At 65.6% G+C, this 12,304-nt stretch carries 8 protein-coding genes and 2 rRNA genes (1 of these 10 running past the window's edge); 4 read left to right on the forward strand and 6 right to left on the reverse strand.

The features are described from left to right. Positions 1 to 51: 51 nt before the first annotated feature. Entirely contained in the window at positions 52 to 1,155 is a 1,104-nt protein-coding gene (locus MYMAC_RS23125; protein WP_095959668.1) for a SpoIID/LytB domain-containing protein, read from the reverse strand. Between the two features lie 72 nt (positions 1,156 to 1,227). Between MYMAC_RS23125 and MYMAC_RS23130 the strand changes: the two genes are divergently transcribed. The 3 genes from MYMAC_RS23130 to MYMAC_RS23140 all read left to right on the forward strand — a co-directional run bounded on the left by MYMAC_RS23130 (position 1,228) and on the right by MYMAC_RS23140 (position 2,732). Then, on the forward strand, positions 1,228 to 1,773 hold the full coding sequence (locus MYMAC_RS23130) for a hypothetical protein (RefSeq protein WP_239988963.1): 546 nt from the start codon (positions 1,228 to 1,230) through the stop codon (positions 1,771 to 1,773). A gap of 65 nt (positions 1,774 to 1,838) precedes the next feature. Next, positions 1,839 to 2,171, forward strand: coding sequence for a hypothetical protein (locus MYMAC_RS23135; RefSeq protein ID WP_239988964.1), 333 nt, complete (start codon positions 1,839 to 1,841; stop codon positions 2,169 to 2,171). An 81-nt stretch (positions 2,172 to 2,252) separates the two neighbouring features. Continuing rightward, the gene (locus MYMAC_RS23140) at positions 2,253 to 2,732 is read left to right on the forward strand and encodes a hypothetical protein (protein ID WP_095959670.1); all 480 of its coding nucleotides are present in this window, start codon (positions 2,253 to 2,255) and stop codon (positions 2,730 to 2,732) included. 93 nt (positions 2,733 to 2,825) lie between these two features. Here the strand turns inward: MYMAC_RS23140 and MYMAC_RS23145 are convergent, their stop codons facing one another. From MYMAC_RS23145 to MYMAC_RS23155, 3 genes are all read right to left on the reverse strand, one after another. Continuing rightward, the gene (locus MYMAC_RS23145) at positions 2,826 to 4,070 is read right to left on the reverse strand and encodes a KamA family radical SAM protein (protein WP_013941261.1); all 1,245 of its coding nucleotides are present in this window, start codon (positions 4,068 to 4,070) and stop codon (positions 2,826 to 2,828) included. Beyond that, the gene (locus MYMAC_RS23150; RefSeq protein WP_095959671.1) at positions 4,070 to 5,440 is read right to left on the reverse strand and encodes a KamA family radical SAM protein; all 1,371 of its coding nucleotides are present in this window, start codon (positions 5,438 to 5,440) and stop codon (positions 4,070 to 4,072) included. Before MYMAC_RS23150 ends, MYMAC_RS23145 begins: the two co-directional genes overlap by 1 nt. 97 nt (positions 5,441 to 5,537) lie before the next feature. After that, complete coding sequence (locus tag MYMAC_RS23155) at positions 5,538 to 8,321, reverse strand: serine/threonine protein kinase (RefSeq protein WP_095959672.1); 2,784 nt, start codon at positions 8,319 to 8,321, stop codon at positions 5,538 to 5,540. Between the two features lie 616 nt (positions 8,322 to 8,937). Here MYMAC_RS23155 and MYMAC_RS23160 point away from each other — a divergent pair. Further along, positions 8,938 to 9,108 (forward strand): hypothetical protein, encoded by a 171-nt coding sequence (locus tag MYMAC_RS23160; protein ID WP_013941264.1) that lies wholly within the window; start codon positions 8,938 to 8,940, stop codon positions 9,106 to 9,108. Positions 9,109 to 9,203: 95 nt separating this feature from the next. Here the strand turns inward: MYMAC_RS23160 and rrf are convergent. Both rrf and MYMAC_RS23170 read right to left on the reverse strand, forming a co-directional pair. Further along, positions 9,204 to 9,320 (reverse strand): 5S ribosomal RNA (rrf, locus tag MYMAC_RS23165). Between the two features lie 161 nt (positions 9,321 to 9,481). Next, positions 9,482 to 12,304, reverse strand: a 23S ribosomal RNA gene (locus MYMAC_RS23170); it runs 140 nt beyond the window's last position.

Here is a 12,304-nt window from a genome sequence, read left to right on the forward strand (position 1 = left end):
CTTGTAGCAGCCCCCACGCCGTCGCGGAAAGCGCGCCGGACGCGGGAGGCGTCAGTAGAGCTGCTGCAGCTCGGTGCCGGGGTAGTAGTGGGAGAGGATCTCCCGGTACTCCCGGCCTTTGTCGGCGAGCGCCTTGGCGCCCCACTGACACAGGCCCGCCCCATGGCCGTAGCCGCGACCGGTGAACACGTAACCGCGCTCGGTGCGTTCCACCTCGAAGTCCAGGCTCTTGAGCCGCGTGTAGCCGAGCTTGCGACGCAGCGCCACCCCGTCCAGGGAGGCGCCGTCCGCCAACGTGACGCGCGTCACCCGGTGCGTGCGGGTGCGAGCGGCCACCTTCAGGCCCTGGGCCGGGTGATGGAGCGCCGCCTTGATGTCCGCGTCGGAGAGCGACGCCCTCCAGCGGCTGGCGGGCAGCTTGCCGCAGGGACAGTCGACGGGCTGGAGGTACGGGAGGTTGCGCTGCAGGGCGTCGAGGCCCGACTCCGTGCGGCCGCCACACGAGGCATGGAAGTACGCCTCGATGGGCGCCAGCTCGTAGGTGAGCACCTGCCCCCGGGTGGCCTCGACGGCGGCGCGGGTGCGCGGGTCCTCGCGGTTGACGCCGCCGTAGACCTGGTGGAGCACGCTGCTGCCCAGGTGGAAGTCGTTGCTGTAGGCGTCCAGCTTCTTCTGGAGCGCGTACGTCCGGGCGGCCACGGCCTGGGCCTTCAGCGCCTCCGCGGGAAAGGACACGGGCATCTCGCTGCCGAGCACCGCGGCGAGGTAGTCCTCCAGGGGAATGACGTTGATGAGCTGGAGCCCTTTGCGGTACGCGCGCACCACCACGTCACCGCGCACCTGCGCCGCGCCGGCCTTGAGCGGCTCGGTGCCGGGGGCGGCGGACGCCTCGGACATGCCAGCCCGGAAGCGGATGGAGTCTCCCTCCACGGGCGTGCCGTTGACCTCGATGCGGCCGCCATTGCGGCGGATGTGGGCCTGGCCCGAGGCGATGGGGACGAAGGTGCCGTCCTCGCTGTCCGGGCCGGATGCCAACCCCTTGCCGCTGACCCGCACCTGGCTGCCGGCGTCCTCGATGGCGATGCGCAGGGTCTCCACGGCGAGCGCGCCCGACGGGACCAGCAGGAGCAGGACGAGTGCAACAGGTCGCAACATGGCCGGGAAGTCTAGGGGCCTGGGTGCAAGCCTCAAGAAAACGTCCGACGGATGGGCGAGGATGGCACACCCGTGACGTCACCTTCGCGCGCCGCCCTCCCCGCCACCTTCATCACCGCCCTGCGCGAGTTGGAGCCCCGTCCCGCCGCGATGCTCGTCCACCGCCTGGTGGAAGGCCACTCGCTGGCTGCTTGCGCCACGCACTACGCCATCCCTCCCGACACCTTCTCGGTCCACCTGCTGCGAGCGGCCCTCGCCCTGACCCGGCGCCGGGGCCTGCCCGCGCGCGAGCCCGCCAGCGCGGACGAGGAAACCGCCTGGGCGCGGAGGCTCGCGGAGGCCCTGGAGCGCCAGGACGCGCGGTTCCCCGCCGGGCTGGCCCCGGTGGTGGAGACGTGCCGCGAGCTCCAGGCGCAGGCGGGCCCGGTCGCCACGGGGCTGGAGGCGGCGGAGCAGGAGTCGCGCGCCTCGCCGCGGCGCCGCCGCGAGGAGTGGCTCCGGCGGCTCGCGGTGGCCCTGCTGCTGGCGCTGACGGCGTGGCTGTACCTGTCGAAGTCCGAAGAGCCCGCGGTGCCCCGCCAACGTCCGCCGGTGCACAAGGCGCCGGCCCGGCCCTGAGTGGATTGACACCGCGAGCCCGCGCCGCTGGACGCCGGAGGCCGCGCGCACCTAAGGGGAACGGCATGCGCGCCTCCCTCGCCCTCTCGCGGATGTTGCTGGCCTGCGCCGTGCTCGCGGGCTGCGCGAAGAACGTGGACGCCCGCGTCGCCGGTAGCGACGACGCGGCCATCGATGCGCTGTCCTTGAGGCTCGAGGAGCTGCGGACGCGCGACGCCGGGAACGACGCGACGTGCGCGGACCGCTGCGCGCTGGGGCGCTCGACGTGTGAATTGGCGGAGGAGCTGTGCGCGCTCGTGGAGCGTCATCCCGACCGGACCGACCTGCCCCCCCGCTGCGCCCAGGCTCAGGAGCAATGCGCCGGCGCCCGGAATGCCTGTGCACGGTGCGGCCCCTGAGGGGACGGCGCGGATGCACGGAGACATGCGACGTGTTTAGATGGTGCCGGCTCCCGCTGTCCTGAACGAGGTCCTCCCGCCATGTCCCCCCGCACTGCCCTGTTCCTGGTCGCCTCGTGGCTCGTCATGCCTGGACAGGCCCTTGCCGCCGACAGCACGGAGCTGACCCCGGAGAAGGTCGCCGAAATCCGCCGCGACGAGGCGCAGGCCCTGTCCGAGGTGGACGAGGAGTACGGCAACCGGAAGCCATCGGAGATGAGCACCGAGGAGCGCCGGGAGGCCATCGACAAGCAGAAGGCCGCTTCCGCGTCGGTGCTGGAGAAGCACGGCGTGTCGGCCAAGGACTACGCCCGCTACGAGGCGCGGATGTCGCCCGCCGACAACGCGCGCGCGAAGGCGGAGGCGCAGCGGCTGGAGGAAGCCGCCAAGGCCGCGAAGCAGCCCGCGCCCGCCCAGGAAGAGGTCCAAATCCAGCAGGGCTTCAACAACGAGAACCCGGTGGAGGTGGAGGCCACCGAGGGCGCGGCGCCGGCCATCGAAATCGGCGTGCCGGTGGAGTAGGCCCCATCAGCGCAGGCCCCGCCTCCTTCGTGGCGGACGCGCCCCGTTGAGGCCGTGAAGCGCGGTGGCGGACAGCACCACCGCGCCGCCGGCTCAGCCCTTCCGGTAGCCGTAGGTACGGGCCTGCGCCTGCCACACGCCCTCATACGGGCAGGTGCAGTCCGTCTCCTCGGGCTCCGGGTACGCGTAGCGCTCGCCCTTGTAGTTGCGGAACACCGTCTCCCGCGCGCCGTACTCGACGGCATAGTCGGGCTGGAGCGTCACCTTCCCCCCGCCCCCTGGCAGGTCCACCGCCAGGTGCGGCACGGCGAGCCCCGTGGTGTGGCCGCGAAGCTGCTCGATGATTTCCAGGCCCTTGGCGATGGGAGTGCGCAGGTGCTCGCAGCCCTCGGCCACGTCCATCTGGTGCAGGTAGTACGGCCGCACGCGGCTGCGCAGCAGCAGGTGTGACAGCTCCTTGATGATGCGCGCATCCGAGTTGAGCTGCCGCATCAACACGGCCTGGTTCTCCACCGGAACGCCGTGGTCCACCAGCCGCTCGCAGGCCTCGCGGGCCTCGGGCGTCACTTCCTTGGGGTGGTTGAAGTGCGTGACGACGAAGACGGGCGCGTAGCGCCGCAGCGTCTTCGCCAGCGAGTCCGTGACGCGCATGGGCAGACACACGGGAACGCGGGTGCCGATGCGAATCATCTCCACGTGGGGAATCTCGCTGAGCGGCGCGAGCAACTCCTCCAGCCGTGAGTCGCTGAGCATGAACGGATCCCCACCGGAGATGAGGACGTCGCGCACCTCGGGGTGGCGCCGCACGTAGTCCACGCCCCGGCGGAGCTGCTCCTTGGAGAGCTCCGCCACCCCGCCCTGAGTGATGCGCCGCCGAGTGCAATGACGGCAGTAGACGGAGCACGTATCCAGCGCGAGGAAGAGCACCCGGTCCGGATACTTGTGGACGATGCACTCCTCCGGGCGCGTCTTGTCCTCGCCCAGCGGGTCCGCGAGCTCTCCCGGACGGATGCGCGCCTCGGCCCGCACGGGGATGGACTGCATGCGCACCGGGCAGAACGGGTGCTCCGGGTCGATGAGGGACAGGTAGTACGGGCTGATGCCGATGCGGAACAACGCGGACGTCTCCTGCACGCCCGCGCGCTCATCGGCGGTGAGCGGCACGTACCGCTCCAACTGCGCCATCCCTCGCACCGCATGCCGCTGCTGCCAACGCCAGTCCGCCCACTCCGCGTCCGTGGCGTCGGGAAACAGCCGCTTGCGCCCTTCGGCGCTGAGTGACGCGCGAGAGGTCGCCGGCTCCGGCGGGAGGCCCGCCGGAAGCACTGAGGTATCCATTACGCCGCCTTCTGCTGCTCCCGCCACCAGGCCTGGCCAGCCTCGGGAAGCTGGTCGATGGGGTCGAAGTATTCGTACTTCCGGTTGAGCGCGTCGGCGTCGTTCATCTCGATGCCGGTCCGGTAGTTCTTGGTCCAGTAGGAGATGCCGCGCTCGCGGTCGTACTCCGCCACCTGGTGCACCCAGCGCTTCCCGACGAAGGGCACGTCACAGACGATGCGCGGCGTCGCGAACCCGGGCATGTAGCCCATGATGTCGTGCTGGAGCTGCTGCGCCTGAGCCACCGACAGCCGCCAATGCTCGCTGTTGGGGATCATGTCGCACATGTAGAAGTAGTACGGGAGGATCTTCGCGTGGTCGAGCAGCGTGAAGCACAGGTCCAGCAGGGCCTGCGGGCTGTCATTCACGCCGCGCAGCAACACGCCCTGGTTGCGCACGTCACGGAAGCCCATGTCCAGCAGCTTGCGCACGGCCTTGCCCACCAGCGGGGTGAGCTGCTGCGCGTGGTTGACGTGCGTGTGCATCGCCAGGTCCACGCCCCGCTCGACGGCCTTCTTCGCCAGCCGGTCCAGGCCCTGGAGCACCGAGTCCTGGAGGAAGTGCTGGGGAATGGCCATCAGCCCCTTGCTGGCCAGGCGGATGTCCCGGATGTTGGGGATGTCCATCAGCGCGCTGACGAACGGCTCGAGCTGCTGGATGGGCAGGTTCGCGATGTCCCCACCCGACACCACCACGTCGCGCACCGTCGGCGTCCGACGCAGGTAGTCGAGCATCTGCGCGTACCGGTCCTTCGGACCAATGCCGAACTTGTGTTTGCTGACCTGGGGCACGTCGTTGCCCACCAGGTCCATGCGCGTACAGTGGCCACAGTACTGCGGGCAGGTGGGCAGCATCTCCGCCAGCACCTTGGTCGGATAGCGGTGCGTCAGCCCTTCCACCACCCACATGTCCTGCTCATGAAGGCTGTCACGGCTGGCCTTCGGGTGGTTGGTCCACTCCGAGAGGCGGTCCCCATAGGCGGGCAGCATGTAACGACGCACCGGGTCGCGCCACAGGTCGTCGAAGTTCATCGTGTTGAGCATCTGCGGAGGCACGAGCACGGACATGGTCGCCCGCTCGCGCTGGTCGCGTTCGATGCTCTCGGCCAGGTCGTCCGGGAGCAGCGCCCCCAGCGTGGCCTTGAGTTCCTTGAGGTTCTTGACGGTGTGCTTGCGCTGCCAGACGGAGTTCTCCCAGTCGGCGGCGGACACGTCCTTGTAGCCAGGAATCCGCGTCCAGTCGGGCTCCACGAACTCCCGACGGAGAGGATAGGTAAATGGCTGTTCTGCGGGGCCAGCTTCAGGCTTGGCCCGGATGGGCGTCGTTTGCATGGCGCTTCACCTCAAAGTTGCACGCGGGCGAGGCGTCATAGCGCGCCAATGCCCCACTTCGGTCAACAATCGAAGCGGGCATCGGATGCCCGCCTTCTCACTCGATGGGAACGTTGACCAGCTTCGCGATATTGTTCTCCGTGATGTCGACCACCACGGGCTTGGTCGACTTACCGTTGAGCTTGAAGGAAATCTTCCGCTTGCCCACCGGTAGCATCAACGGGCTGCCGAGTGTCACCGGCGTCTGACGATTCGTCTTCTTCCCATCGACGTAGATGTCAGCACCCGCGGGCTTTGTGCTGCAGGCGAACTTGCCCATGACCTTGGGCGCTCTCGGGGCCCTTGGCGCCCTCGGAGCGGGCGGCGGCTTGGGGGCCGCCTGGGGCGGCGGCCGCACGTTGACGACGGGCTCGGGCTCCTTCGTCATTTCGAAGGCGACCGTGAGCTGCGGCGTGCTGCCGTCCGCCTTGAACTCGCCCGAGTAAGGCTTGTAGCCCGCGAGCTTCGCGGTGAACGAGTAGGTCTTCCCCACTTCGAGGTTGGCCATGCGCGCGTCCGGAACCTTCCCCAGCTGCTCGCCGTCCACGGCGATCTCCGCCCCGTCGTCACCCTCGAAGACAGCGGCGACCTGAGCGGGAGGCGCCGTCTGGCCGTCCGCGGACGGCGTCGCCGTGCCGTCCCCAGCGGGATCCCCGGAGGGCGCTGAAGGATCGGTCGAGCCCGCCGCAATCACGACGCCCGAGTTCGTGGGAGGCGATTCCGGCGGCTTGTCCTCGGCGGGTGGCGCGGTCTGGGGATCCGACTCCAGGGGCAACGACACCACGATCCTGCTTCCAGCCACGACCTCCACCGTCCTGGCCGTCCCCTGCTGCCCGGGAGCGCTCGCGGTGACGCGGTACTGCCCCGCCGGGAGCGCCAGCAGCGTATTGAGCTGGACGTCCTTCCCATCCAACTGGATGCGCGCGGACGGGTTGGACGGGGACACCATGAAGGTGACCTCGCCCGTGGAAGTCCGGGTGAGCATCACCACGCCAATGACGAGCACCAGCACGATGGCCGCCGCCGCGGCGAACAGCACCGGCTTGGGCAGCGTCTTGAGGTTGAGGGCCGGCTTCCCCTTGGAGGGCACCTTCGTCTTCGCCTTCACGGGCTTGGCGGCCTTCGACGGCGGCGGAGCCTCCTCGGCGGGGACCGGAACCGAGCCGGTGACCTCCTCCTCGGGCTCGTTCAGGTCATCGTGCGGCGGCGCCTCTTCCCCGTAGTCGTCGTGCTCGTCGTAGGCAGCGCCACTGTCTTCCTCGAGAGGCTGCTCGTAGTCGGAGGGCTCCTCCTCGGGCTCGGGCGCGCGCTTCGCGTTCCGGGCGCGACTGGGCGCCGGCCTGCTGCCCGTCTCCTCATCCAGCGATGGCGAGGAACCGCGCGAACGTGAGGGCGGCGCGGATGGCGCGGGGCCGATCATCGTGGCGCCGGCGTAGGCCTCCCCCTCCTCGTTGCTGATGATGACCTGGGCCTTGGGGCCGCTCTTGCCCTTGCGCGACGACGTATCGGGCGCGGGCGCTCGCGAGGAGTTGTAGGCACCGGCCGTTCCGCTGTCCTGGATGGGGTTCTCCGTCCGGCCCGTGATGCTGTCGTCCACCAGGACGCTGCTTTCGGCGACGCGCGTCTCTGGCGACATGAACGTCTGCGTGGAGTCGACAATCTGCGTCTTGTCGCCCGCGCCGACGCCCATCTCCTCGAGCTCCTCGGCCGTGGGAGGCGGAATGTAGTCCTGGACCGGCTGCGCCGGAGACGTAGAGGCGCGGCCCGCGGGCGTCCCCGACACCACCACGGATGGCGGAGGCGCGCGACGCGCGGCCTGGCGGTTGAGGCCCGGCGCCACGGTGATGCCCGAGGCTTCAATCTGGTCGGGGCGCTCGATACCGGCGTAGCGCTCCATCTTCTCCGCCTCGCGGAGCATGTCCTCGGCGAAGGCCTCCTTCATGTAGCCGGAGAGGTGCTTCGACGAATAGATGGCGTCGCCGGCCAGGAGGAACCGCATCAGGTCCTCGGCCATGTCGGAGGCCCACTGGTAGCGGTCCTCGGGCTCGCGGGTGAGCGCCTTGAGGACGACCTTCTCCAGTCCCTGCGGGATGCTCGGGTTGAACTCGCTGGGGAGCGGAACCTCCGCGTTGCGCACCTTCTCCAGGGTGGAGAAGTCGGACTCGCCGACGAAGAGCTTCTCGCCCGTGAGCATCTCGTACAGCAGCACACCCACGGCGAAGATGTCGCTGCGCCGGTCGATGGGCATGCCCCGGACCTGCTCCGGGCTCATGTAGCCGAACTTGCCCTTGAGGATACCGGCCTGCGTCTTCTGCGAGCGGTTCGCCGCCTTGGCGATGCCGAAGTCGATGACCTTGACCTCGCCCTCATAGGAGATGAGGACGTTCTGGGGGGACACGTCGCGGTGGATGATGTGGAGGTCCTGACCGCGGGCGTCCTTCTTCCGGTGCGCGTAGTCCAGGCCGTCGCAGATCTTGGAGGCGATGAACACCGCCTGGGCGGTGGGCATGATCTCCTTGCGCCGACGGTAGCGCTCCAACATGGTCCGGACGTCGCGCCCGGCGACGTACTCCATGGCGATGAAGTAGGTGTCGTCGTGCTTCCCGAGCTCGTTGATGTGCACGATGTTGGCGTGGTTCAGCTGAACGCTGATCCGCGCCTCGTCGATGAACATCGTAATGAATTCTTCGTCCTCGGCCATCGTGGGGAGGATCTTCTTGATGGCCAGGATGCGCTCGAAGCCCTCGACGCCGAAGGCCTTCGCGATGAACACCTCCGCCATGCCGCCGACGTTGATGCGCTCGAGGAGCAGGTACTTCCCAAAGAGGGTCGGCTTCTTCATCTCGTGGAGCGGCCCGGCACCGGGAGGCGCGCACCGCGACAGGCGGTGCGCAGACCGGGCGGAAACCTGGACTCTAGTCGCAGCGCTCACGGCGAGTCAAACATGCACAGCAGCCCGAAACCCCAACGAATCCGAGGGCTTGAGCCCTCCGAGCGCCATCCGGACGCCGCGACCGAGCTGTGAGCGTCCGCGACGCGCAGCGGCAGGCACTCCGAGAGGCCCCCATCAGCCCCTGGAAGGCGACTCAAGGTAGGCAGATATCGCCCTCTTCAGGTGGGGTGAGCATCGGCCGCAGAGCGGCCTTGTTCGCGCCAGGAACCGTCGCCCTTCGCGCTGAGCAGCATGGAGGAGGACGTGTTGAGTTCCGTGAGTTCCGGGCGACCTTGTACGTCAACCCGTGACGCAGGCGGCTCCGCCAAGCAGCTCCGAGCGATGATGCACAGCGCATCGCGTTCGCGGAGCGCGCGGTGAGCGCCAAGAGGCCCCCTGCTCCGCGGCAACGCCTTCATCATGGCCGCGCTGCAAGGGACTTCCACCGGACGATTGCGCTTCACCGGCTCGCTCGGCACGGGCCCCTCGCGCGCACGGCCTCCAGAAACATCGATGGTGGGACGGGGTGGCGCTCAGCCTCAGCGCGCCGGTGGTGGTGGGGCTGGGCTACGTCTTCTCACACAGCGTGGACGCGGTGGCGAAAGAGGCGACGCGGGCCGAGCACGTGCTGGTGCTGGCCACGGTGGCGGCGCTGCTGGCCGTGGGCGCCGTGCGCCGGCTGCGGGCCCGGCGCTGAAGCCGCCTGGCGCCAGCAGTCCCCGGAGTCTGCACGGGGCCTCAATACGAAAACCCCCGGTGTCCACGAGGGACACCGGGGGCTTTCCAAAAAGAATCCGGCAGCGACCTACTCTCCCGCGCGGTTTCCCGCGAAGTACCATCGGCTCTGGAGGGCTTAACTTCCGTGTTCGGGATGGGAACGGGTGGGACCCCTCCGACATAGCCACCGGAAAACAAGCGACAGTGCATACAAAGGGTAAGTTTCAATTCATTGCTGAGCGAATGTCTCGCTGTGCGTATTTCAGTCTTCCAGGCGAGTGCGTGAAGCACTCGAGCCTCGGCCTTGGCCCCGAGTCCCTTACTCCCCACGAGGGGGCATGCAAGAGAATGGGGAAAGTAAGCCTCACGACCAATTAGTACCGGTTAGCTGAACGTGTTACCACGCTTACACACCCGGCCTATCAACGTCGTAGTCTTCGACGGGTCTTCAGGGGCTTGCGCCCGGGATACCTGGTCTTGAGGTCGGTTTCCCGCTTAGATGCTTTCAGCGGTTATCCAATCGGCACATGGCTACCCAGCGATGCCTCTGGCGAGACAACTGGTACACCAGCGGTGCCTCCAACCCGGTCCTCTCGTACTAAGGTCAGAGCCTCTCAAGTATCCTACGCCCACAGCAGATAGGGACCAAACTGTCTCACGACGTTTTGAACCCAGCTCGCGTACCGCTTTAATTGGCGAACAGCCAAACCCTTGGGACCTGCTCCAGCCCCAGGATGCGATGAGCCGACATCGAGGTGCCAAACCTCCCCGTCGATGTGAACTCTTGGGGGAGATAAGCCTGTTATCCCCGGAGTACCTTTTATCCGTTGAGCGATGGCCCTTCCATTCAGGACCACCGGATCACTATGACCTGCTTTCGCACCTGCTCGACGTGTCCGTCTCGCAGTCAAGCTCCCTTATGCCATTGCACTCGACGCCCGGTTTCCAATCGGGCTGAGGGAACCATCGCGCGCCTCCGTTACTTTTTGGGAGGCGACCGCCCCAGTCAAACTACCCACCAGACAGTGTCCCAATCCCGGCTGACGGGACATGGTTAGACACCAGAAATCAACAGGGTGGTATTTCACCGTTGCCTCCACCGAACCTAGCGGCCCGGCTTCAAAGGCTCCCACCTATCCTACACAGTCAATCCCTAGTGTCACTGTCAAGTTATAGTAAAGGTTCACGGGGTCTTTCCGTCTTGCTGCGGGTAAACTGCATCGGCACAGCTATTTCAATTTCGCTGAGTCCCTCTCCGAGACAGCGCGGAAGTCGTTACTCCATTCGTGCAGGTCGGAACTTACCCGACAAGGAATTTCGCTACCTTAGGACCGTTATAGTTACGGCCGCCGTTTACTGGGGCTTCGGATCATCGCTTCACCTTGCGGCTGACGAATCCCCTTAACCTTCCAGCACCGGGCAGGAGTCAGACCCTATACGTCGGCTTGTCGCCTTCGCAGAGTCCTGTGTTTTTGGTAAACAGTCGCTACCGCCATTTCTCTGCAACCTCTCTCGGCTTCGGCTGTACGCCTACACCTACCAGAGGCCCACCTTCTTCCGAAGTTACGGTGGAAATTTGCCTAGTTCCTTGGAGGAGAGTTCTCTCAAGCGCCTTAGGATTTTCTCCTCGCCCACCTGTGTCGGTTTACGGTACGGACACCCTGTAAGCTCCCTACGGGACTTTTCTTGGAAGCAGAGCATCAGCGACTTACCCCTGACGGGGCGCCATGGAGTCTCGGGGATGACTGCCGCGCCTTTATTCGTACGCGACACCCCTACACCTTTAGACTGGCACAACCACCGGCCAGCTCGCCTAGCTTTCTCCGTCCTCCCTTAGTTCAACGCTCACAAGATGGTGCAGGAATATTAACCCGCTTTCCATCACCTACGCCTTTCGGCCTCGGCTTAGGTTCCGACTAACCCTGGGAAGATTAACTTGACCCAGGAAACCTTGGGCTTACGGCGAGGGGGTTTCTCACCCCCTTTATCGCTACTCATTTCGGCATCAGCACTCCCAGTCGCTCCAGCCGCCTTTTCAGTCGACCTTCGCTGCAACTGGGACGCTCCCCTACCGCCACACGCTTTACGCATGGCCCGAAGCTTCGGCACTAGTCTTGAGCCCCGTTACATTTTCGGCGCGGCCTGTCTTGACCAGTGAGCTATTACGCTTTCTTTAAAGGATGGCTGCTTCTAAGCCAACCTCCTGGTTGTCAATGACCTGCCACATCCTTTCTAGTGTTCACTTAGACTAGATTTGGGGGCCTTAGCTGTCGGTCTGGGTTATTCCCCTCTTGCCAATGGACGTTATCACCCACTGACTGCGTCCCGGGATAACAATTGCCGGCATTCGGAGTTTGGTACGGTTTGGTAATCTGGTGAGACCCCTAGCCGTTCCAGTGCTCTACCTCCGGCATTGAATTGCCCGAGCCGATACCTAAATATCTTTCGGGGAGAACCAGCTATCACGGAGTTTGATTGGCCTTTCACCCCTACACACAGCTCATCCCAGAAATTTTCAACTTTCACGGGTTCGGTCCTCCATGCGGTGTTACCCGCACTTCAACCTGGCCATGTGTAGATCACCCCGCTTCGGGTTATAATACACGCAACTATTCGCCCTGTTCGGACTCGCTTTCGCTCCGGCTCCACCTAACGGCTTAGCCTCGCTACGTATATTAAGTCGCCGAATCATGATGCAAAAGGTACGCTCTCGCACTGGGTTGCCCCGTAGTGCTCGAACTGCTTGTAGACATGCGGTTTCAGGTTCTTTGGACTCCCCTTACCGGGGTTCTTTTCACCTTTCCCTCGCGGTACTAGTTCACTATCGGTCGCCAAGGAGTATTTAGCCTTACCGGATGGTCCCGGCTGATTCAGGCAGGATTGCACGTGTCCCGCCCTACTTGGGTAACCCACTCAGCTCCAACCCGCTTTCGCGTACGCGACTATCACGCTCTTTGGTGCCTCTTTCCAGAAGCTTCCGCTAGCAAGTCAAAGTCCTACCGTGGACCCTCTACCCCGACGCCACTTTCGTGGTTTCGGTTTGGGCTGCTCCCATTTCGCTCGCCACTACTTTGGGAATCACTCGTTGTTTTCTCTTCCTCAGGGTACTGAGATGTTTCACTTCCCCTGGTTAGCTCCATTCCACCTATGTATTCAGTGGAAGGTAACACCGCTAT

It is taken from the genome of Corallococcus macrosporus DSM 14697 (genome assembly GCF_002305895.1).
Lineage (GTDB): Bacteria > Myxococcota > Myxococcia > Myxococcales > Myxococcaceae > Myxococcus > Myxococcus macrosporus.